At 67.7% G+C, this 21,799-nt stretch carries 20 protein-coding genes; 13 read left to right on the top strand and 7 right to left on the bottom strand.

All coding sequences use genetic code 11. The features are described from left to right. The first annotated feature begins 261 nt into the window (after window positions 1–261). The 8 genes from HPY83_01325 to HPY83_01290 are packed head-to-tail and all read left to right on the top strand — an operon-like array spanning window position 262 to window position 6,670. Window positions 262–747 (top strand): cytochrome c maturation protein CcmE, encoded by a 486-nt coding sequence (locus HPY83_01325; protein NPV06585.1) that lies wholly within the window; start codon window positions 262–264, stop codon window positions 745–747. Then, window positions 747–3,254, top strand: coding sequence for a cytochrome c biogenesis protein CcsA (gene ccsA / locus HPY83_01320; GenBank protein NPV06584.1), 2,508 nt, complete (start codon window positions 747–749; stop codon window positions 3,252–3,254). The genes HPY83_01325 and ccsA (HPY83_01320) overlap by 1 nt, the downstream gene beginning before the upstream one ends. Further along, window positions 3,251–3,496 carry a zinc ribbon domain-containing protein gene (locus HPY83_01315; GenBank protein NPV06583.1) on the top strand — a complete coding sequence of 82 codons (246 nt, stop codon included), beginning with the start codon at window positions 3,251–3,253 and terminating at the stop codon, window positions 3,494–3,496. The genes ccsA (HPY83_01320) and HPY83_01315 overlap by 4 nt, the downstream gene beginning before the upstream one ends. After that, window positions 3,493–4,398 (top strand): hypothetical protein, encoded by a 906-nt coding sequence (locus tag HPY83_01310; protein NPV06582.1) that lies wholly within the window; start codon window positions 3,493–3,495, stop codon window positions 4,396–4,398. The genes HPY83_01315 and HPY83_01310 overlap by 4 nt, the downstream gene beginning before the upstream one ends. A gap of 34 nt (window positions 4,399–4,432) precedes the next feature. Beyond that, window positions 4,433–5,143, top strand: a complete 711-nt coding sequence (gene ccmA, locus HPY83_01305) for a heme ABC exporter ATP-binding protein CcmA (protein ID NPV06581.1) — start codon at window positions 4,433–4,435, stop codon at window positions 5,141–5,143. A gap of 10 nt (window positions 5,144–5,153) precedes the next feature. Further along, window positions 5,154–5,825, top strand: coding sequence for an ABC transporter permease (locus HPY83_01300; GenBank protein ID NPV06580.1), 672 nt, complete (start codon window positions 5,154–5,156; stop codon window positions 5,823–5,825). Continuing rightward, window positions 5,825–6,523, top strand: coding sequence for a cytochrome c biogenesis protein CcsA (ccsA, locus tag HPY83_01295; protein ID NPV06579.1), 699 nt, complete (start codon window positions 5,825–5,827; stop codon window positions 6,521–6,523). Before HPY83_01300 ends, ccsA (HPY83_01295) begins: the two co-directional genes overlap by 1 nt. A 9-nt stretch (window positions 6,524–6,532) precedes the next feature. After that, a complete protein-coding gene (locus HPY83_01290; GenBank protein ID NPV06578.1) occupies window positions 6,533–6,670 on the top strand; it encodes a hypothetical protein in 138 nt (45 codons plus the stop codon). 70 nt (window positions 6,671–6,740) lie between these two features. Here the strand turns inward: HPY83_01290 and HPY83_01285 are convergent, their stop codons facing one another. The 4 genes from HPY83_01285 to HPY83_01270 all read right to left on the bottom strand — a co-directional run bounded on the left by HPY83_01285 (window position 6,741) and on the right by HPY83_01270 (window position 10,455). Then, window positions 6,741–7,847: an amylo-alpha-1,6-glucosidase gene (locus tag HPY83_01285; GenBank protein ID NPV06577.1), complete on the bottom strand. Its 1,107-nt coding sequence runs from the start codon at window positions 7,845–7,847 to the stop codon at window positions 6,741–6,743. Between the two features lie 90 nt (window positions 7,848–7,937). Continuing rightward, the gene (locus tag HPY83_01280; GenBank protein ID NPV06576.1) at window positions 7,938–9,080 is read right to left on the bottom strand and encodes a glycosyltransferase family 4 protein; all 1,143 of its coding nucleotides are present in this window, start codon (window positions 9,078–9,080) and stop codon (window positions 7,938–7,940) included. Then, window positions 9,077–9,718, bottom strand: a complete 642-nt coding sequence (locus HPY83_01275) for a PIG-L family deacetylase (GenBank protein ID NPV06575.1) — start codon at window positions 9,716–9,718, stop codon at window positions 9,077–9,079. Before HPY83_01275 ends, HPY83_01280 begins: the two co-directional genes overlap by 4 nt. Next, on the bottom strand, window positions 9,715–10,455 hold the full coding sequence (locus HPY83_01270; GenBank protein NPV06574.1) for a hypothetical protein: 741 nt from the start codon (window positions 10,453–10,455) through the stop codon (window positions 9,715–9,717). The genes HPY83_01275 and HPY83_01270 overlap by 4 nt, the downstream gene beginning before the upstream one ends. Before the next feature lie 1,050 nt (window positions 10,456–11,505). On the opposite strand from HPY83_01270, the gene HPY83_01265 reads away from it, so the two are divergent. After that, window positions 11,506–13,407: an APC family permease gene (locus tag HPY83_01265; protein NPV06573.1), complete on the top strand. Its 1,902-nt coding sequence runs from the start codon at window positions 11,506–11,508 to the stop codon at window positions 13,405–13,407. Between the two features lie 97 nt (window positions 13,408–13,504). On the opposite strand, the gene HPY83_01260 is transcribed toward HPY83_01265, so the two are convergent. Beyond that, window positions 13,505–15,175 carry a DUF3604 domain-containing protein gene (locus tag HPY83_01260; protein NPV06572.1) on the bottom strand — a complete coding sequence of 557 codons (1,671 nt, stop codon included), beginning with the start codon at window positions 15,173–15,175 and terminating at the stop codon, window positions 13,505–13,507. Between the two features lie 488 nt (window positions 15,176–15,663). Continuing rightward, window positions 15,664–15,912, bottom strand: coding sequence for a hypothetical protein (locus HPY83_01255; protein ID NPV06571.1), 249 nt, complete (start codon window positions 15,910–15,912; stop codon window positions 15,664–15,666). Between the two features lie 192 nt (window positions 15,913–16,104). Here HPY83_01255 and HPY83_01250 point away from each other — a divergent pair, with 192 nt between their 5' ends. Genes HPY83_01250 through HPY83_01240 form a run of 3 tightly spaced genes read left to right on the top strand, consistent with a single transcriptional unit; the run spans window position 16,105 to window position 19,389 of the window. Continuing rightward, the gene (locus HPY83_01250; protein NPV06570.1) at window positions 16,105–16,440 is read left to right on the top strand and encodes a heavy metal-binding domain-containing protein; all 336 of its coding nucleotides are present in this window, start codon (window positions 16,105–16,107) and stop codon (window positions 16,438–16,440) included. Window positions 16,441–16,484: 44 nt separating this feature from the next. Further along, window positions 16,485–18,749, top strand: a complete 2,265-nt coding sequence (locus tag HPY83_01245) for a GAF domain-containing protein (protein ID NPV06569.1) — start codon at window positions 16,485–16,487, stop codon at window positions 18,747–18,749. After that, the gene (locus tag HPY83_01240) at window positions 18,739–19,389 is read left to right on the top strand and encodes a response regulator transcription factor (protein NPV06568.1); all 651 of its coding nucleotides are present in this window, start codon (window positions 18,739–18,741) and stop codon (window positions 19,387–19,389) included. Before HPY83_01245 ends, HPY83_01240 begins: the two co-directional genes overlap by 11 nt. Before the next feature lie 220 nt (window positions 19,390–19,609). Here HPY83_01240 and HPY83_01235 read toward each other — a convergent pair whose 3' ends face one another. Next, window positions 19,610–20,059 (bottom strand): hypothetical protein, encoded by a 450-nt coding sequence (locus tag HPY83_01235; protein NPV06567.1) that lies wholly within the window; start codon window positions 20,057–20,059, stop codon window positions 19,610–19,612. Window positions 20,060–20,230: 171 nt separating this feature from the next. On the opposite strand from HPY83_01235, the gene HPY83_01230 reads away from it, so the two are divergent. Next, a complete protein-coding gene (locus HPY83_01230) occupies window positions 20,231–21,784 on the top strand; it encodes an SAM-dependent DNA methyltransferase (GenBank protein ID NPV06566.1) in 1,554 nt (517 codons plus the stop codon). The last annotated feature ends 15 nt before the right edge of the window (window positions 21,785–21,799 follow it).

The following is a 21,799-nucleotide window of genomic DNA, read 5'->3' as shown; positions in this document are numbered from 1 at the left end:
ATCAACGCACATCAGCGTAGCCTCAGCGGCATCGCGGTTCTATCAACGCCTCATCCCCCGCAGCATTGGCCCTAGCGGCGGCCCAGGAATACAATAGCGGAGCGGTGAACATTGGGTCGGGTGGAGTGGCTGGCCTCGCCGGTTGTTGACACGGCCTACCGCTCGCTGGTATCGTCATGCCGGCACGGCGTGGCCCCGCCCGCCCTGTTAGCTCATTGGCGCGGACTCCACCGTGCCTACTGCTGAGGCTGGTTACAGGCAATGGCAGACAAGACTAAGTACCTGATTGCCGGATTGTTAGTGGCCGCGGCCGCGCTATTCCTCATGCTCAACAGCACCGGATCCAGCGCCCGCTACTTCATGACTATCGAGGAGCTCCGCCAGATGGGGCAGGAGGCGGGCGACCGCAGCTTCACCGTCTCCGGTGCCGTCCTGGGCGACACCATCCAGTACGACCCTTCTCTGCCTGTCCTCCGCTTCACCATCGCCCAGGTCCCAGGAGACCCGGAAGAGGTGAAGCGCGCCGGCGGGCTCGCCGCGGTGCTGGACGCAGCAGTCCGAGACCCGAACGCGCCCCGCCTCGAAATCGTCTATCGCGACGTGAAGCCCGACCTCCTACAACACCGCACCCAGGCCATCGTTCGGGGTCGCCTGGACGAGGATGGTCGCTTCCAGGCGGATGAGATACTGCTTCGGTGCCCCACCCGCTACCAGGAGGACGCCCCTGCCCAGGTGGCTAGTTCGTGATGTCGGCTGAGGTCGGGTCCCTCTCCCTCATTCTCGCCCTGGCGGCGTCGTTGTACGCCGCCCTCGCTCTAGCCCGAGGGGCTCACCGCCTCGACCGACGCTGGCTGGCCAGCGGGCGCAATGCCCTCCACACTGCCACCGCCCTCCTGGGGCTGGCTCTAGGGCTGCTAACCCTCGCCTTCCTGACCGACACCTTCCAGGTAGCCTACGTGTACCGCCACTCCAGCCTGGAACTGCCCCTATACCTCAAGGTCACGGCAGTGTGGGCCGGCCAGGAGGGATCCCTCCTGGTGTGGTCCTTCCTTCAGGCCCTGTTCGCCGCTCTGGTGGTGCGGTCGCTCCCCAACAGGAGCGGGCCGCTCGTGCCCTGGGCAGGAGTCTTTCTGGGCGCGATAGTGGCCTTCTTCGTGGGCGTGACCACTTTCCTGTCCAGCCCCTTCGCCCTCCTCCCTTCCGTGCCCCCGAACGGACAGGGGATGAGCCCCTTGCTCCGCCACCCGGGGATGGTCTTCCATCCGCCGGCTCTCTATGTTGGCTACGTGGCCCTGGCGATTCCCTTCTCCCTGGCCATGGCCGGGCTCATCACCGGCCGCGTCGCTGAGTGGCCGGTGTCCGCCAGGCGCTGGACTCTGGCCGCCTGGCTTTTCCTGGGCCTGGGCATCTTCCTCGGAGCCCGCTGGGCCTACGACGTGCTGGGCTGGGGTGGGTACTGGGGCTGGGACCCGGTGGAGAACGCCGCCCTCATGCCCTGGCTGGTTGCCACCGCGCTCCTGCACGGTAGCGTGATCCAGCAGGAGCGGGGCACCTTTCGTACCTGGAATCTGATGCTGGCCGTGCTCTCCTTCCTCTTCGTCTTGTTCGGCACTTTCGCCACCCGCAGCGGCCTCATCGAGTCGGTGCACGCCTTCGCCCGCTCCAACCTGGGCTACTACTTCCTGGCCTTCATGGCGCTGGTGGTGGCCCTGGCCCTCTACCTGGGCCTCAGGGCCCGGCGCCAACTCGCCTCGACCCCCGCCAAGAGCGCCGGCCTGCTCTCCCGCGAAGGCATGTTCTTCCTCACCCTGGTGGTGCTGTCCACCATCACCGCTTCCGTGTTCGTGGGCAGCGTCTTCCCCACCCTGTCCCAGGCCCTGTCCGGTCAGCGGATGGAGGCGGGTCCGGAGTGGTTCGACCGGGTCACCGGGCCTCAGTTCGGCGCCCTAGTGTTGCTCATGGGGGTGTGTCCCCTGGTTGGCTATGCGGTCAGCACTTTCCGCAGGCTCGGGCGTCGAGCAGCGGTGCCGCTGACGGGGGCGGTGCTGGTGGTGCTCGCCGCCGTCCTGTTGGGCTTCACCGATGCCGGGTCCCTGGTGGGGTTCGCCGCAGTGGGGCTGGCCGGCGCCACCACCCTGGGGCAGTTCTGGCCCGCTCTGGCATCCCGGCCCGAGGGGGAGGGCGCGATCTCCCACGCTCTGCAAGTCTGGGGCCGCCACCGGCGCCGATACGGGGGCTACCTGGTCCACACCGGGGTGATACTAATGGCCGTGGGAGTGATCGGGACCCGTATGCACTCCTCCGAGGGTCAGCTCACCCTCAACTCCGGAGCCCCGCGCTCTTTCGGCAACTACACTTTCGTCTACGAGGAAGCCCGCCAGGAGAATCGGGCCGACCACACCGCCCTGACCGGCACCTTCGACGTGTACCGGGACGGTGCCTATCTGATCACGCTGGCGCCTCAGCTGCACTTCTACCCCGGCGCGGGGCAGACCATCGCCATCCCCGCCCTCAAGGTGGGGCTGCGAGAGGACCTGTACCTGGTGCTGGGCGGTGTCTCCGCCGACGGCACCTCGGCCACCTTGAGAGTGGTGGTGGACCCGCTCATCAACTTCCTCTGGCTCGGCGGCCTGGTGTTCATGGCCGGCGGAGTGATCGCCCTGTGGCCACCGAGCCCGGCGCGGGAGGCTTCGCCGGCGCTGGCCCGGCGCCGAGCCCTCATCGGTACCGTCGCTCTGGTGGTGGGAGTGGGGGTGTTCGCCGCCGCTGCGGCCATCATGTGGGGTGGGGGACAGGGATCGGTGTCGCGAGCCTCCGGTCGGCCCCTCCCTGGCCAGGCTGCCCCTGGCTTCTTCCTCCGCTCGCTGGACGGTGAGGACATCGGCCTCGCCGGGATGGCCGGAAACGTGGTCGTGGTGAACTTCTGGGCCACTTGGTGCCAGCCGTGCGAGGACGAGCTTCCCGCCCTCCAATCCCTCTGGGAGGAGTTCGGGCCCCGAGGGGTACGCTTCGTCGGCCTGGCCTACCGAGAAACCGAAGGTGCGGTGCGGGCAGCAGCCCAGCGCTTCGGCCTCACCTTCCCCCTAGCGCTAGACGTCAACAACGCCGTGGCCGCCAGCTACGGCATCACCGGCATCCCAGAGACTTTTGTGGTGGACCGCCAGGGCCGGGTGGCCTACGTCCACATCGGCCCCATCACCTCCGAGCAGCTGGCGCAGGAGCTGGAGAGCGTCTTGGCGGAGGAGGCACCATGAGCGGCGGATCCCTCTTGGTTGGCGCGGCCCTGGCGCTAGTGTCGGCAGCCTTCGTGGCGCGGCCTTTCCGGCCCCCTCGGGGCAACGACCTTGACAGCACCATCCAGCGCTGGGTGTCGCAGATGCGCTCCGCCCGCAGCACTGCCGAACCGCGGTACTGCCGGCAGTGCGGGCAGGCTCTGGATGCGGACGACCGGTTCTGCTCCGCCTGCGGCACGCCAGTGAAGGAGCGAAACCCGTGATGATCAGGTTCCTCCTTCCCCTCCTGTCGCTGCTCGCCTGGAGCGCTCTGGGCCGGCCTGCGGCCCCGGTCCCAGCACCGCAGGGAGAACCGGCACCGTCCCCAGGCATTTACGCCGCCCAGGTGCACCTCGTCCTCGTCCCAGTGGACGGCGCGGTGCGAGTGGCGGAGCTGCACGTGCTCTCCAACCAAGGCGACGATACCTACCTCGGGACAGAGGTGCCCGGTGGAGGAAGGCGCACGGTGGGCTTCCGGCTGCCCGCTGGGGCCACCAACCTGCGCTTCGATGGACCGGGCCTGGGCGAGAGGTTCATGGAGGAGCCCGGAGGCTTCCATGACACCGAGCCCATACCGCCGGGGGAGGGAACCGTTCGCGTCCAGTACTCCTACGATCTGCCCCTCCAGCCTGGGCTGACGCTGACGCTCCAGAGCGAGGTGCCAGTGGCTTCGGTGGTGGCTATCGTGACGGGTGAGGGTCTGGAACTGCTGGGCACCGGCCTGGCCTATCAGGGTACCGTGGACACGCAGATGGGTCCCGCTGCCTACTACACCGCCGGCCCCCTGGAGTCAGGCCAGAAGCTGCAGCTCTCCCTGATGGAGGTGGAGGCCGGTGGAGCCTCTGCCGCTCCCGAGCAGGGCATCGCCCCGTCCCGTAGCACTACCACTGAGTGGGGGCTCGGCCTGGCGTCGGTGGCCCTGGCAGCTGCGGCCGCGTATGCCCTCTGGCGCCCTGGTGGCCCCGGTCCGATGCCCGAGTCGGTTCGGGGGCCGGTGGAGGAGCTGGCCTCCCTAGAGGAGGCTCTCGAACGGGGCTCCCTTACGCCCGAGGAGTACGGCCGCCGCCGGGCCGCCCTCGTCAGGCGCATCCGCGCCCGGCTAGTCTCCCGGGAGGGCGGGGCTTGAGCGGCTCGGGCGCAGGCGGCAGGGCCGAGGGGGCATGAGCGCGCCTGTCGTGGTCCAGGCAGAGGGAGTGAGCAAGTCCTTCGGGGCTCGGACGGCCTTGGCCCAGGTGGACCTGGAGCTCTGCGCCGGCGAACTGGTGGCCCTGCTGGGTCCCAACGGGGCGGGCAAGACCACGCTCCTGCGCATCCTGGCCACCCTGGCCAGGCCCACGTCAGGGACGGTGCGCCTTTTCGGGCTCGACGCCGCCCGCCAGGCCCAGCAGATCCGACCGAGCCTCAGCCTGCTGTCTCACCGGACCTTCCTCTATGACGACCTCACCGCGGAGCAGAACCTGGCCTTCTACGCCCGGATGTACGACCTCAGGGACGGGGCCGGGCGGGCCGCGGAGCTGCTGGAGCGAGTGGGCCTTAGCCACCGCCAAGGCGACCTAGTGCGCACCTTCTCCCGAGGGATGCAGCAGCGGCTGGCCCTAGCCCGAGCCCTCCTGCACCGGCCTTCCCTCCTACTCCTAGACGAACCCTACAGTGGGCTCGACCCTCAGGCGGCCGAGACCCTCAGCGATCTGCTGGTGGAGATGCGCGAGCGGGGCTGCACCGTTTTGCTCACCACGCACGACCTGGCTCAGGGCCTTTCCCTGGCCGAGCGGGTGCTCGTCCTTGCCCGGGGACGCCTGGTCCACGACTCTCCCTGCTCGGCGGCGGCGGTGGCCGACTTCGCCGGCGCCTACCGCCGCCTAACCGCCTGAGGGCGCCGAGGTGGGCTTCGCCAGCAAAGTGTGGGCCATCGTGGCCAAGGACCTCTCGGCCGAGCTCCATACCCGAGAGATGGTGAGCGCCATGCTGGTGTTCGCTGCCATAGCCCTGCTCGTATTCAGCTTCGCCCTGGACTTGCAGGGACGAACGGCCCGCGCGGCGGCTCCCGGCGTGCTCTGGGCCACGGTGGCCTTTGCCGGCACTCTCGGGCTGAGCCGCTCCCTGGCGCGGGAGCAGAACAACGGCTGTATGGACGGTCTGCTCCTGGCTCCGGTGGACCGCAGCGCCATCTTCTTTGGGAAGGCCCTGGGCAACCTTATCTTCATCGGGGTAGTAGAGCTGGCCCTGCTGCCCCTGTGCGCCGCCCTCTTCGAGGCTCCTCTACTGCAGCCCCAGGTACTGCTTGTGGTGGTGTTAGGCACCGTCGGCTATGCCGGCGCCGGCACCCTCCTGGCTGCAGTGGCGGTCAACACCCGGGCCCGAGAGGTGTTGCTGCCCGTGCTCCTGCTGCCCCTCGTCGTGCCCGCGCTCATCGCCGCCGTCAAGGCCACCTCCTGGCTCCTCGACGGCGGCACTCTGGCGGAGGTAACCGGATGGCTGAACCTGCTGATAGCATACGATCTGGTGATGTTGGCCGTGTCCATGCTGACCTTCGAGTACGCGGTGAGCGAGTAATGACGCTCTCCCGCGATCGCCTGGGGCTGGCACTCATCATCGCGTCGGCCGTGCTCCTGCCTCTGGCGGTGCTGATGGCCTTCTACTACGCCCCGCGCGAGCTCACCATGGGCGATGTGCAGCGCATCTTCTACTTCCACGTCCCTGCCGCTTGGGTGGGGTTCTTCGCCTTCTTCGTCACCTTCGTCGCCAGCATCGCTTATCTGGTCCGCGGCGAGCGGCGCTGGGACATCGTGGCCCTGTCCTCGGCCGAGGTGGGGTTGACCTTCATCACCGCCGCCGTGGTCACCGGTTCCCTTTGGGCTCGGCCCGTCTGGGGCACCTACTGGACCTGGGAGCCCAGGCTCACCATCTCGGCGGTGCAGCTGCTGGTCTACATCGCCTACGTCATGCTGCGGGCGGCAGCGGAGAACCCGGCCCAGTCGGCCCGCTTCTCCGCCGTCTACGGCATTGTCGCCTTCGTCACCGTGCCCCTGTCCTGGTTCGCCATTCGCTGGTGGCGCACCATCCACCCGGACATAATCACTGGGGGTGACAGCGCCGGCCTGGAGCCTCGCATGGTTCAGACGCTGATGTTCAGCCTGCTCACCTTCACCGTGTTCTACTTCGCCATCTTGCGCCAGCGGGTCCGGCTGGAGGTAACGCGGGACCGAGTGCTGCAGCTGAGAGAGACCATCGACTCCCTGTCGCGCGGTTAGGAGGACCAAATGAGCGTGCCGATATACCTGGTAGCCGCCTATCTGGTGTTCTGGGCCCTGCCCTTGCTTCTGCTTCTGTCTATCTGGTCTCGCCAGCGCCGGCTGGACCGCCAGCTGGAGGACCTGCGCCTCAGAACAGAACGCTGATGCTTCGCTGATCCCTTATCAACCCTCTCTAGTCAGCGTCCACATGCGTTCCATCAGCGTAGTCAGCGCTCTATTCCTCAGCAGGGGCAGTCGCGCTCTCGCGTCTGACGTCGTCGAAGAAGGGGGTGGCGCACCTCTCGACGCAGGCGGCAGCGTAGACGAACATGGCCGCCGACCAGGTCTGCCATTCCTGGCCTCTGGCCTCTCCGTCCTGGGCCCGTAACCACTCGGCAAAGCCGAACTCCAGCCCGGGCCGCCTAGCAGGGCGTACGGCCTCGGCCAGCGCTTCCAGGTGCTGCCGGGCCAGGCGCTCCCGGCCGGCAGCGATGAGCGCTGCGACGTGAAACCCGGCGATGAAGGGCCAGACGCCGCCGTTATGATAGTCGCCCGGTTGGCCATATCGCTCGTAGCGGCTGTGCCAGTCCGGGTCTCCCGGCCTGATGTACGGGAATAGGCATGGAGACAGGGGCATCGCCAGGTCGCCGCGCCTTCGCAGATCGTCGCACTCTTCCTCGATCCAGGTGGCCAGCCTCCGAGCGCGGCTGGCCGAGGCCACCCCGGACAGCACTGCCAGGCAGTTTCCTAGGAGGTCGAAGCGCTCGCTGGCGTGCACCTTGTAGGCCCAGAGGGCGTAGTAGGGCCGGTGCGGGACCACCAGCCCTTCGTGGACGTGGGCATCCTTGCGCTCGCCCCGAATCTCGAGGCGGTTCATGAGGCGGCGCACGGTCTGCGCCTCTTCGTGGCGCCCGTACAGGACCAAGTATGTGTGCACAAGCGAGTTCACGTAGAGCCCGTAGCCCAGCACCCACTGCTCGTCTCGCCAGTCGCTGGTGGGCTGCTGCGCCACCAGGCCACGGTCGTCGGGGCTCTGATACTGCATCCAGGTGAGCGCCCGCTGGGCCGCCTCCTCTAGGAGGCCCTTCTCCCCGGTGAACCGCCGGTAGAGCGCCAGCCCAATCAGGAACCAGGGGGTAGTGTCGGACGCGCCTCGGTCGTCAGGGTCGTGGGCCAGCGAGGGGATGTGGCCCCGAGGCGTCTGGTTGTGCGCCAGCGCCTGCAGCACCTGGCGCACCGCGTCTACCATGCGGTCGTCGCCGCTCAGTAGCAGACCCAAAGAGGAGACCATCATGTCGCGAGTGTAAGGCTCGGGATATCCCCAACCGGCCGTGCGGGGCAGCCCCCGGCAGGGCCCGCGCAGGTTGTGTCGCAGCACCTCTAGCGCTGCCCGGCGCGCCTCCTTCACCCGCGGCGACAACTCCACCGCCAACTACTCCACCCCCAACCGGTCGGCCAAGATGGATAGCATTCGCCTCGCTACCACCCGGTAGTCGAAGCGCTCCACCACCCGGCAACGGGCGGCATCGCCCAGCCGCTGACGCAGATCAGGGTCGTGCATCAGCTGCAGGAGGTAATCAGCGATGTCATGCACGTCGGCCCGGTAGTCTGCTACCCGTGGCGGGTCGAACACGATCCGGTGCCCTTCCTCAAAGCCAGCCTCCGGGCCCAGGACCGTCCCAGTGATGCGGTTCTCCGTTGCCACTCGTGCCAGGAGCGCCGTCTCTCCATGGACCAGCGTATCTAGCATGCCCATGGCCCGCATCCCGATCACCGGCCTGGCACAGGCGCCTGCCTCGACCTGGGGCATGCCGAAGCCCTCGATGCGCGACGGTGCAGCGTAGATGTCGCAGGCAGCCAGCAGGTAGGGCATGAAGTTCCGGGAGACGATGCCGGTGGTGTACAGCACTCTGCGATCTATGCCCAGCTGGGTGGCCAACTGAAAGTCCAGAAGGTTCTGCTGCACCGTCCGCGGCTGAGGCCACACTTTGCACACGTACTTCCAGGGAGGCGCCTGCGGGTCGGCGATGGCCAAGGCCTGCATGACCTCCTGGGCCCCCTTGGAGGCAGCATCACCCCCCACGGTTAGCACCATCACCTCGTCGGGGCTCACGCCCAGAGCCTCTCGCACTGCCCTGACCTTGGGCTCGTCCTGGCTCCGAGGGCAGAAGGCATCGGTATCGCAGCCTACCGGCAGGACCTCGATGATGTCCTCCCGGATCCCGTCCCGCACGTACACATCTTTGACCCAGCTCGAGGTTACCAGGATGAGGGGCAGGTGATTCAACACCTCGCGATAGTTGGCCACAAAGCCATCCGCCACCAGCCAGGGCACCGCCAGCAGGCCGTGTCGCTCCGGGTGCATGACGATCTGAGGCGTGTGGCCCCAGTAGCCTACCCCGATGACTACGTCGGGACCGAACCAACGGTAATACCACTCCTTCTCCTGGGGAGAGTCCAGGTGCACGGGGCGGGCCTCCACCCCCGCCTCCAGCAGTCCCCGGTACAGCAGGTCGCCCTGCGTCGCCAACCCGCCAGGGGGTGGCGGGTATTCATACAGGACCAGCACCTTCATGCGTGCTCTCCTTCACGGCGGCACGCCCGGGCCAGCACCGCTCGAGCGTCGTCCCGATTACGCAGAGGCTGGAAGGCCTCCTCCTGCGGCGCGGCCCTGAACTCCCAGCTCCCCGGGGCGAACCCGTACACTCGGGTGACGATGTCCAGCTTGCGCTGCCACAACCCGGGACTCAGAGGTCGGCGCACCTGGGCCTGCGCTGCAGGTCTGGGAAGGCCTCCCTCGCCGTCGTCCTCGTAGGCGAAAAGCCACACCTCGTCGGCCTCGATTGCGTCTCTACACCACAGGCTCAGTACAGCCCTACAGGTCTCCTCATGGCGACGATGGCGCGTGTATTCCCCCCGCGGACCGTGGGTGAGAACCCGCACGTATCTCCGTGCCGGGAGTAGGTCGAACACAAACTTCTCCACCACCTCGGGGGATAGCGGTGGCTGGTCCGGGCTGTCATCCAAGTCGCCCATGACGCCCGTGGCTCCCAGGGCCCTGAGTGCCTCGGCGAACCTGCGAGCCCGATCCGGGTCGGACGCGCGGCACAGCGACACCACTACCCAACCCAGGTCGGGGTGGGCCATGATCTCGCCTCCGGCCCAGAGCGTCTCGTCGTCAGGATGGGCCACCACCACAGCAGCGGCAGTCACGCGCGCTCCTGGCTCTCCCCCGCCACCAGGACCACCTCCCCCACCCCGCCGCGGACATTGAGCTCCAGAGTCACGTCGGAGACGCCATAGGCCTGGTTGACGTAAGCCCCGCCCTGAGCCCGCAGGCCCTCGACCCGGATCGAGCCCAGGCCGCCCGTCACTTGGGCGCGCACTCCCACCTCGGCGGGGAGCTCCACCCTCAGCTGACCTACGCCCCCGGTAACCTCTACCTGGACGTCCTCTTCCCAGGGCCCAGTGAGGTCCAGCACGGCCTCGCCCGCGCCCATGGTGACGTCCACGTGCTCCAAAGCCAGACCCCCCAACTGCAGAGTGGTAGTGCCTGCCCCCAGCCGGACCTTCAGGTCCAGGGGCACGTCGGGGTTCAGCCGGATCTCCCACCGGTTGTACGAGTTCCCTAAGGCGGGCAGGGTTAGCCGGCCGCCGCCCTGCTCGATCTCCACCGACGTCCGCCCACGGGCCTGCCTGACGTCCACCTCGGGCGTCCATCGGGCCACGTTGTAGGTGAAGTTCGCCTCCACCAGCTCCGCCGCCCCACCGGTGACTTCCAGCTCGCCGGCACCCATAGCCAGCTCCACCGAGGCGGAAGTCACTCCCGCGACTGGCACCGACCGGCTCTCGCTCCTGAGAGCACCGGACCCCACAGCCGCACAACTAGAGCTCACCACTGCCACCAAGAGTAACGACATCAGACGCACAGTCACAGCCATTGCCTTCACTGTTCACCTCCGGGAGCGGCATCGCTCGCTCCGGTAATAGTCTACCCGTGCACACCAGTCTGCCTCAAGCGTGTGATGGCTGCTTGCCAGGACTTGTCGCCGGGGACTTCTACAGGCGGGCCGGCTGCGTCTGTGCAACTCAGCCGGCCCTGGGGGGTTACATGAAGTGAAAGACGGCGGAACCACGACCGCTGTTCCTCTTCTCATCCCTCCTGGACGCGAGGGGATGGACGATCGGGGCCATCCCCTCGTCGTCTCCTATCCTCAAGCGCCGGTGCGCCAGCGGTGACGGTCTCGGTCTGGGCGCCAGTGAGCCAGGGGTCGAGGCACTTAGGCGCGCCCGCGCGCGCCACGTCCTCCTCAAGAGGACCCTGGGGAGGGACAGACAAGACACGGACGGGTCGGCAAAAACGAGCCTCGCCTGTCCCCCAGTCGCATCCCCCGAGGAGTGCGCGCGCCCACGCGCGCCAGGCCCCAGGTGCACACCGCGCCGGCGACGCTGAACCTGCAACGCCAGACGGGACCAGACCACAAAGCAAAGCCCCGACCGTACCCCAGCTACACCCCCGAGGAGTGCGCGCGCCCACGCGCGCCAGGCCCCAGGTGCACACCGCGCCAGCGACGCTGAACATCGAGAGGGTGACGGCCAGGGGGCCCGCTTCGCGGGCTCTGGCTCCGATGTTCAGCCCGGAGCGACAGGAGGCCCTATGGTCTCCCCCCTGATCGCGAGCCCTTGCCGCGCAGCTTGCTAACCCTCCTGCACTGAGGTAGATTAGCCTGGTGTTTGGTCGCTAGTCGAGAGCAACGGCAGCGGCGGACGCATTGGGGCGGCGACGGGGCCGGCACGTTCCGCGGTCGGTCGGCGCCTCTTCACCTCTGCTAACACAGCAAGAGAGCAGCACTGCTGGGCGCTGTGCCTGCCTGCGTCTGGCGCGGCAAGTGGGCACCGGCGCCCGTCGGCCACGTGTCGCCTCCCCGGTGGCGCGCCGGTCACCCCCCGGAGAGCCACTCCCCATGCTGCTCGTTGCCGCCAACCCGAGGTTTCCGGTGATGACGCTGACTCAAGTGAAGCGTTTCCTTATAGGCAGACCCTTCCCCCTGTCCGCCGAGCGGCACGAGCGACTGGACAAGATCCGGGCACTGGCCATCTTCGCCTCCGACCCCATCAGCAGCAATGCCTACGCCACCGAGGCGATCATGGGCATCCTGATCGTGCTGGGCAGCAACGCGCTGGCCCTGGCCTGGCCGATCGCCCTCGCCATCGCTGCCCTAGTGACCATAGTCATCTTCAGCTACGTGCAGACTATCCTGCACTACCGCCGCGGCGGCGGGGCCTACTTCGTCAGCAAGGACAACCTAGGGGTCATGCCCTCGCTGGTGGCGGCCGGCGCCCTACTGATGGACTACATACTGACCGTCTCGGTGTCCATCTCCGCCGGCGTGCGCGCCGTCACCTCGGCTTTCCCTCAGCTCTACGAGTACCGGGTGCTCATGGCCCTGGCGGTGATTGTGCTCATCACCTGGGTGAACCTGCGCGGGCTTAGGGAGAGCGGCACCATCTTCGCCCTGCCCACCTACGCCTTCGTCATAGGCGTCCTGGCGGTGATCGCTCAGGGGCTGGCTCGCTACTTCGGCTGGTTCGGCCTGCCACCGCTCGAAGTTCACCCCGACGTGGTCCAGCCCCTCGGTACCTTCAGCCAGGCGGCCTACCTGTGGCTCATACTACGAGCCTTCGCCGCCGGCTGTACCGCGCTCACCGGCATCGAAGCTATTAGCGACGGAGTGCAGGCCTTCAGACCCCCCGAGCACAGAAACGCGGCCCAGACGATGGTGGCCATGGGGATCATGGCCATGTCCCTCTTCTTGGGCATCTCCTATCTGGCCACTCACCTGCGCATAGTGCCCACCGAGGAGAACAGCGTCCTCTCCCAGATGACTCAGCTCATCGCCGGCAGTGGATTCCTGTACTACTGGGTGCAGCTGTTCACCATGCTCATCCTCTTCCTGGCCGCCAACACCGGCTACCAGGACTTCCCTCGCCTGAGCGCCTTCCTGGCCCGGGACGGCTTCATGCCCCGCTGGCTGCAGAACCGCGGCGACCGGCTGGTGTTCAGCTCCGGCATCATCACTCTCTCGGTCCTGGCTGGCACTCTCATCATCGTCTTCCAGGCCAACGAGATCGAGATGCTGCCGCTCTATGCCCTGGGCGTTATGACCAGCTTCACTCTCTCCCAGGCGGGCATGGTGCGGCTAATGGAGAAGGTGGGGCGGATTCCGCCAGGCGAAGAGGTGGACACCGGGGTAACTACTATACGATTCGAGGCGGGCTGGAAGTGGAAGCGCGCAGTCAGCGCCGTGGGCAGCGCAGTCACCTTCATCGTGCTCATCGTGCTGGTGACCACCAAGTTCCTCGACGGGGCCTGGATTGTGGTGCTCGCGGTACCCTTGCTGGTCCTCCTCTTCCGCGGTATCAACCATCACTATCAGGACGTGGCCGCCAAGCTGAGCACCAGCACGCTGGCGCCCCACGACGTGGCCGACGTGGCTGATGTGGTCATCGTGCCCATCGCCGACATCCACCGCGGCACCTTGCGCGCCCTCAAGTACGCCCGCCGCCTGAGCAACGACATCCGGGTGGTCAACATCAGTCAGAGCGAGGCAGCTAAGCAGCGCATTCGGGAACGATGGAAGCGCTTCCCCGAGCTGACCGACGGGGCCAAGCTCATTATCATTGACTACCAGTACCGGGACATCCTGGAGCCCCTCATTCGCTACATCCAGCACGTGAATCGGGTGGAGTTCCCGGACAAGCTCACTACGGTGGTGGTGCCCGAGTTCATCCCCCGGTCGTTCGCCGACCAGCTCCTACACAACCAGACGGCCAACCTTCTGCGCCACCGTCTCCGGGCCTATCCCGACGTCGTCATCATCCAGGTGCCCCACCACCTGTAGGGCATGGAACGCAGATGATGCTGATCGAGCGCTGATCCTCCTACACCGCCTTCTTCTCATCAGCGTTGACCTACGTAGCATCAGCGCCATCTGCGCTCTATCCCCCCACCCAGATGGGGCTGGACCAGGCCATGTGCCCGTTGCGCTGCTGCACTCGCACGTAGTAGTAGTCGCGCTCCCGTTCGGCCTCTCGGTCGCACAGGTGCCACGTCCGCTCCAGGTCGGTCACTGGCAGGGCCCGGTGCACCAGCAACGTTTCGGCCGAGAACGACGAGCCCATGCGCTCCACGTGGTTGGCCGCGAAGGCCTCCGCCACCGTCGTCCGCACCCGCCGCGCCGAGGGCTTCTCCGTCTCCAGCAGCAGTTCCGCCTGCGCGCGGGCTCGGATGGTGAAGAGCAGCGAGTTGGTGGCCACACCCCGGAACGCCTGCCGCCGGGAGGTGTAGGACTGCCAGGCGCAGAAGGTGGGAGTCCGCTCCAGGACTCGATTGCGCCGGACCTCGTCGTAGGGGCCGGACTGAAAGTGCGGAGTGACCGCCACTATCTCCCCCTGCGTCACCGTCAGCCGCATGAGCCAGTCCACCACCGCCTCGCTTCCCATGCCACCCCAGCCCCACTCGACTCGGAGCACGAACTCCACCCATTCTGCGTCGGCGGCCGGGCCACGGATGGGGCTCTCGCACAGCAGCCGGCGCCACACCCGCCCATTCTTGACCATCTCCACGGCGACGGGCTCGTCCTCGAGGCGCACCGTCACCCGCAGGAGGCGGTCATTGCGGGCCGGAAGCAGACTGCCCATAGGGGCCTCGTCCAGCTGGAAATCCAGGCCGATTCGATCGCCGGTGACCGCGTAGGTGTGTCGGCTCCGGAGGGCCTCGAATACCGACTCGCGGGTGAGCTCCTCCGCCAGCACGCCGGTCATGCCTTCCCCGTAGGCTCCCGGGTAGCCGAGGTGATCGTCGGTGGAGGCGGTGAACCCGAACACCAACCCCTGCTCGAGGGCGTGGGCGATGGTCTGAGTGGTGGAAGCCGGCCCCATGGAGTGGCCCATCATGGGCCAGGGGCCCCATTCCGTCTCGGACGACCCGTGCTCGGAGAAGATCTCCACCACCGGTGAGACCGCCGGATCGAAATACTCCCAGGCGATGCCCCGCGATCCTCGGGCGTAGGCCACGTGATGGGGCACCATGATAGCCCCCTGCTGATGCACGTACTGCTGCAGAAGGCGAATGTCATCGAAGTAGCTGATCCTGTGATCTGGGCCGGGGTAGACGACGTGGTAGTCGCCCAAGTTGGAGGAATGCCACTCGTGCCCGAGGAAGGTGACGAACGACCCCGGCACATAGGCGGCCTCAAGCTGAGCCCGCACCTGGTCCCAGGACTGCCTGACCCGCTCGAAGCCCTCCTGATGCTTGCGGTGTACCTCCGGAGGCGTGTTGGCCTCGTCGAACCACTGCCCGTGCGGGGTGAAGCAGAACACGTCCAGTTGCTCCCGAGCCACCTCGATGGCCCGGGCCAGGGAGCCGCGGCCGTAGCCGATCTCGTTGTGATTGTGCAGGTCGGCCCAGAACACACGGCGGTCGCTGAGCACCGCATCCTCCTTGCTGTGGCTATAGATCTCGGCGACCGCAGGCTCTTCGGCCCAAGCCAACCCGTCGCCATCGGCGCCCTGGCGCTTCGCCCGGTCAACGTGCCCCTGCCGCGCCAGCAAGGGTTTCCGGTGTAGCAGCTCAGTATCGGGGGGGCACATGCCGACAAGCGCCGCCACTCAGGGCCTTCGCCGCGCTCCGACTAGGCGAGCCAGCCCCGGCCGCACCGCGCGTACACCTTCCTTCGAGGACGCCCGCCCCCCAAGTGCCTGCCGCGCCTGGGGCACCTTCTTTCGAGGAGTGCGCGCGCCCACGCGCGCCGCTCCCCCAAGTGCCTACCGTGCCTAGGGCACCTTCTTTCGAGGAGTGCGCGCGCCCACGCGCGCCGCTCCCCCAAGTGCCTACCGTGCCTAGGGCACCTTCTTTCGAGGAGTGCGCGCGCCCACGCGCGCCGCTCCCCCAAGTGCCTACCGCGCCTAGGAGCGCGCATTCCTCAGGAGGAGGCTGGAACCCACCAGGAAGCTGGCGCCCTGCCCTCCTGGCCGGCCGAAGAGCCTGCCGCCAAGGCCCGTTAGGGAACCACCTGCGCGCGACCGCCGGCTGAACACACCCGTCGCCCCCGAGCCTGAGCTCTTGCTCTGGCGTGCGCTTCAGGTCACCACCCACTTTACGATATCTCCTGGGCGAATCGCTGGGTGTCGTACTCCCACTCCCGCGTCTCCAACACCACTTCCGAGCCCCGCCCGAATGCCCCCGCCTGCGCCGTGACGGTGACGTAGCCTCCGCCTCCGGAGAAGACCAGGCAGTCGGGGGATTGCTGGCGGGCCGCCAAACCCAGGCCCTGGGCGAAGTACCCGGTCGCCCGGACGAGAACCTGTTGCGGGTCCAGTCTGGTCTTTACCGACAACCGTAGCATGGCGCTCTCCTAGCCCTAGAGGCATCCCCGCCTTCGGCGCGGGCATGTACGGTGCTGTATAGGCAGTCGGAGCACATTTGGTCAAGGCCAGCGGTAGTAGTCAGTTCCACACTTAACCCCCGGGCTCCCTTCAGGCATAATGAGCCGCACACGCCCAGCCGCCGCGCCAAGGCGCGGCCGAAGGAGTAATTGATGCTAATCACGACCACGCACGCCCTGGAAGGTAAGGCCATTGTCCAGTACTTCGGTCTGGTGAGCGGCGAAGCCATCCTGGGAGCCAACATCTTCCGCGACCTTTTCGCCAGCGTGCGCGACATCGTGGGCGGGCGCTCGGCCGCCTACGAACAGGAGTTGCGCCGGGCCAAGGACATCGCCGTCGAGGAGATGAGCCAGCAGGCCCTCGCCCTGGGTGCAAACGCCGTCATCGGGGTTGACCTCGACTACGAGACCATCAACCCGGGCGGGAGCGGCGGCATGCTCATGGTGAGCGCCAGCGGCACCGCCGTCCGCTACGAAGAGCCCGTCTAGCCCATCAGCTTGGCGCCCCCTCTTGCGGCAGGGCAGCGCCACCGGTGACTCCGCCGATCTCGTCGGAGGGGAGCGCGCTCGCCCGGCGGCGGACCAGCCTCCGGGCCAGGATCATCGCCTGGTCTTTCGTGCCCACCGTCATCATCCTGGTGGCGGTAGCGGCCACCAACCTCTACTCGTACCAGCGGGTCACCGAGGACCTGGTCATCGAGCGAGACGAGAAGCTGGCCCAGCTGGCCGCGGGCCAGCTCTTCGGCGACCTCACCGCCTACACCGAGCTCCTCGCCTCCCGGGCCCGCTCGGCCCAGGTGTCGGAGAGCGCCCCGGAGATGCTGCAGCAGGCACTGCGCGAGGCCTCCCGCTGGCTGGGGACGTTCGACGCCGGTGTAGTCGCCCTGGACACCGCCGGCAGAGTGGTCGCCGCTCTGCCGGAGCGACCCGATCGGACCGGGCAGGATTGGTCCGATCGCTCCTACTTCCGGCGGATGCTGGGCACCCCCGGCCCCCTCTTCTCCAACGTAGTGGCCGACGGGCCCTCCGGCGAAGAGGTGGTAGTGGTGGGCGTGCCCATCGTGGGCTTCCACGGGCAGTTCGTGGGCATGCTGGCCGGGATGTTCCGGGTCGGCCCCGACGCCACCAGCGACCTCTACCGTACCTTCCACCAGGTGAGCCTGAGTGGGCGGGGCCAGGTGTACGTGGTGGACGGCGCCGGCCGGGTCGTGTATCACTCCCAGAGAGATAGGGTCGGTCAGGCCGCCGATGCCGACCCGGATGTCCTCAGTCTGGCTCTCTCCGGCGTGAGCGGCCATCTGCTGACCGACGCCGACAACGGCCGGGTGATCGTCAGCTATGCTCCGGTCCCGGGTACGCCCTGGGCCCTGTTCATGGAGGAGAGCTGGGACGAGCTGATGAGCTCCAGCAGCTCCTACCGCGCCTTCCTCCTCCTGCTGCTGGCCCTGGGGGTGGCGGTGCCCACCCTCATCGTCAGTCTCTCGGTCCGCCGCATCACCGACCCCATCGCCCGCCTGGCCCAGGGGGCCCGGCGGGTGGCCGACGGGCATTTTGGCCGGGTGGAAGTGGACACCGGAGACGAGCTGGAGGTGCTGGCGGAGCAGTTCAACCGCATGTCCTCCCAACTGGCCCAGTCGTACGCCGACCTGGAGCGCCGGGTGGCCGATCGCACGCGCGACCTGGCAGCCCTCAACACCATCGCCGCCGTGGCCAGCCGCTCTCTCAGGCTGGAGGAGGTGCTATCTGGGGCTCTGGAGCAGACCATGGCTTACGTGGGGATGGACGCGGGGGCAGCCTACCGGGTGGATGAGTCCACGAGCGGATTGCACCTGACCCACGCCCAAGGGCTCTCGCCCTCCTTCATCGCCCAGGTGGCGCGGCTCACTTCGGGCGAGGGAGCGGCGGGGGCTGCCGAGGCCACCGGGGAAGTGGTAGTGCGCCGGCCTCAGGACTACCCCGAGGGCCCCCTCAAGGAGGCGGTGCTGGCCGAGGGCCTGGAACTGGTGGTGAGCGTGCCCCTGCTGGCCCGGGGGCGGATGCTGGGAACGCTCAACCTGGCCGGGCGCACTTTCCGCGAACTCACTGCCGATGACATCTCCCTCCTGGCCGGGATAGGCAACCAGGTGGCCATAGCCGCCGACAACGCCCGGCTCTATGAGAACGCCGAGGTATCGGCCGCCGCCGCCGAACGCTCCCGGCTGGCCAGGGACCTGCACGACTCGGTCACCCAGACCCTCTTCTCCGCCAGCCTGATCGCCGAAGTGCTACCCCGCATATGGAAACGGGATGCGGCAGCGGGCGAGCGCCGGCTGGCCCAACTGCGCCAGCTCACCCGCGGCGCTCTGGCGGAGATGCGCACCCTGCTGCTGGAGTTGCGCCCGGCGGCGCTGGAGGAGGCACCGCTCGAGGATCTCCTGCGTCAGTTGGGCGAGGCAGTGGCCGGTCGGGCCCAGGTGCCAGTGTCGGTCTCGGTCGAGGGCTCCGGCGAGCTACCCGCCCAAGTCAGGGTGGCGCTGTACCGCATCGCCCAAGAGGCGCTCAACAACGTGGCCCGGCACTCGCGGGCGGGGGCTGCTCAGGTGCGCCTCACCTTCCGCGATGAGATAGTGGACCTTGCCATCGCCGATGATGGGGTCGGATTCGACCCCCGGGCGCCGGGAGGTGACCACCTGGGCCTGCGCATCATGCGCGAGCGGGCCGATGGTATCGGTGCCCACCTGGACGTGACCAGCTCGCCGGGACGGGGCACAGAAGTGCTGGTTCGGTGGCCGAGAGAGCCGGAGGTGGATGGTGGCTGAGCGCGATCCCATTCGGGTGCTGGTGGTGGACGACCATGCGGTGGTGAGATCGGGTCTGACCGCCTTCCTGTCGGTGTACGACGACCTGGAGCTGGTGGGAGAGGCGGATAGCGGCGCCGAAGCCCTGCGCTTCTGCGACGACCCGGCCGCTCCGCCGGTGGACGTGGTGCTGATGGACCTGATCATGCCAGGGCTGGACGGGGCCGAGACCACCCGTATCCTGCGCCAGCGCCACCCGGAGACTCAGGTGGTGGCCCTCACCAGCTTCAGGGAGGACGACCTGGTACAGCGCGCCCTGAAGGCGGGGGCTATCGGGTACCTGCTCAAGAACGTGGGTGCCGAGGAGCTGGCCCACGCCATCCGCCAGGCTCACGCCGGCAAGCCCACGCTGGCCCCCGAAGCCACCCAGGCGCTCATCAACGCCACCCGTCAGCCTCAGCTTCTGGTGGAGGAGCTGACCTCCAGGGAGAAGGAAGTCCTGGCCCTGATGGTGCAGGGCCTCAGTAACCCGGAGATCGCCGAGCGTCTGGTGGTCAGCCCTTCGACGGTGAAGTTCCACGTCAGCAACGTGATCTCCAAACTGGGGGCGTCGCGCCGCACGGAGGCGGTGGCCATCGCCCTGCAGCACAAGCTGGTGTAGGTAGGGGCAGACCACCGCGACTCCCAGGGCAGGCACGGTGACCTGCCCCTACGCCCGCATCTCGCCGAGAAGCGGTCGGTGTGGCTCATGACCTGAGCGGGCTGCGCTGTCCGGCGCCGGTCCTGGTTGGGTCCCGTCTCCCGGCGACCGGTGGTGATCCGCGGGGTATCGGCGTCAGGCGTTCCATAGTACTTTCGGGCCATGCTCGCGCCTGGGTCCATTACCGAAGCACTCGCAGGTGGGCAGGAGATGGCCCGGGACGACGCTCCCTCTTCGATGCATACACTGGCGCACCGTCACGGCAATCATCCGCCTCGACATCGCGCCGGGCCCTCCTCCCACCTACCGCCGCCCAGCCGAGCCTCAGTACCCTCGCTTCATCCCGCCGGTCTGCCTCCCGCGCTTGTGGGCTTGGGCCGGAGCACCATCCTCGCCCGCCCCCGAACCGCTCCAGCCGGTCCAGGGCCGCGTTGATGGGCCCCGCCTCCAGAGGCACAGCCTGGGTGACCACGACGGAAAGCTCCAGGCGACCGCGCCGGGCATGCTCGAGCAGCAGGTGCCACCCGCCGCGCCAGTGGTCGGTCATGCCGACGATCGGGGCCACCTTGTCCCTCAGCTCGGCGTATGTGTCCACCCCCAGCGGTTCGGTGTGAATGCCCAGGACCGCCACCCGGCCGACGCTCGGACTTCGCCCCCACCAAGCTCCGAGGAGTGCGCGTGCCCATGTCTGCCTCATGCGACTGCCGGCTGAACACACTCCTCCCCGCGATCCTGGAGCTCTTAGCACCGCTTGATCTCATGCCCCTTATACAGCATACTGTAAGCTCCACGGAGGAGCTTCATGCCCACTACTGGCCGCGCCCTCGACCTGCCTACCCTGGAGACCTGGCTGTGGGACGCAGCCTGCGCCATCCGGGGGCCGGTCGACGCCCCCAAGTTCAAGGACTACATCCTGCCCCTCATCTTCCTTAAGCGCCTCTCCGATGTGTTCGACGACGAGGTGGAGCGCCTGACGCGCGAGCTTGAGGGTAGAGCGGCCAGGCAGGCAAGGAGTGACCCCAGCCTCTTCCGCTTCTACATTCCCGAGGAGGCGCGCTGGCCCGCCATCGCGCGGCAGACCACTGGGCTGGGACAGTACCTCACCACCGCCGTGCGGGCGGTGGCGCGGGCGAACCCCCGCCTTCAGGGCGTCATTGACGTGGTTGACTTCAACGCCACCACCGCCGGCCAGCGCATCGTGGACGAGCCCTACCTGTTGGCCCTGGTCCAGGTCCTCAACCGACACCGGCTCGGGCTCCGGGACGTGGAGCCCGACATCTTTGGCCGGGCCTATGAGTACCTGCTGCGCAAGTTCGCCGAGGGCCAGGGGCAGAGCGCCGGCGAGTTCTACACTCCTCAAGGCGTGGGCGTCCTCATGGCTCGCCTGCTGCGGCCGGAGCCGGGGATGGAGGGCTACGACCCCACGGCCGGGTCGGGCGGGCTGCTCATCAAGCTGCAACTGCGGCTTCTGGAGACGCATGGCGTGGCCAAGAACGGGGGCCGAGAGCTTCCTCCCACACTCGCCGCTCTGAAGCTCTTCGGGCAGGAGATCAACAACTCCACCTTCGCCATGGCCCGGATGAATGCCTTCATCCATGACATGGAGGCTCAGATCGCCCTGGGCGACACCATGCGCCGGCCCGCCTTCACCGAGGACGACGGGAGCCTGCGCCGGTTCGACTTGGTGACCGCCAACCCGATGTGGAACCAGAGCTTCCCCGTCAGCCTCTACGAGAACGACCCCTGGGGCCGCTTTATCTACGGCGCCCCTCCCGCCTCCAGTGCCGATTGGGGGTGGGTGCAGCACATGCTGGCCTCGCTCAAGCCGCGGGGACGGATGGCGGTGGTCCTGGATACGGGAGCCGTCTCCCGGGGCAGCGGCAACCAGGGCTCCAACCGGGAGCGGGACGTGCGCAGGGCGGTGGTGGAGGCCGACCTGGTGGAGGCGGTGATCCTCCTTCCGGAGAACCTCTTCTACAACACCTCTGCCCCCGCCATCATCATGGTGCTGGACAAGGCCAAGCGGCACCCCGGCCAGATGCTGCTCATCAACGCCTCCCAGCAGTTCGAGAAGGGCCGGCCCAAGAACTTCCTCACCGAGGAGAACATCCAGACCATCGCCGCGCTGCACGAGGAGTGGCGGGAGGAGGAGGGGCTCTCCGCCATCGTCACCCTGGAGCAGGCCCGCAGCAACGACTACAACCTGAGCCCCGCGAGGTACGTGTCGGTCAACGGAGCGGAGGAGGTGCTGCCCCTAGAGGAGGCGGTGCTGCTGCTCCGGCAGGCGGAAGAGGAGAGAGCTGAGGCGGATAGGCGATTGGGCGAGGTGCTCAGAGAGCTGGGACTGGAGGTCTAGAGGAATGAGTGAACC

The organism is Anaerolineae bacterium, from assembly GCA_013178015.1.
Lineage (GTDB): Bacteria > Chloroflexota > Anaerolineae > DRVO01 > DRVO01 > Ch71.
This window is presented reverse-complemented; position numbering and strand designations above follow the sequence as displayed.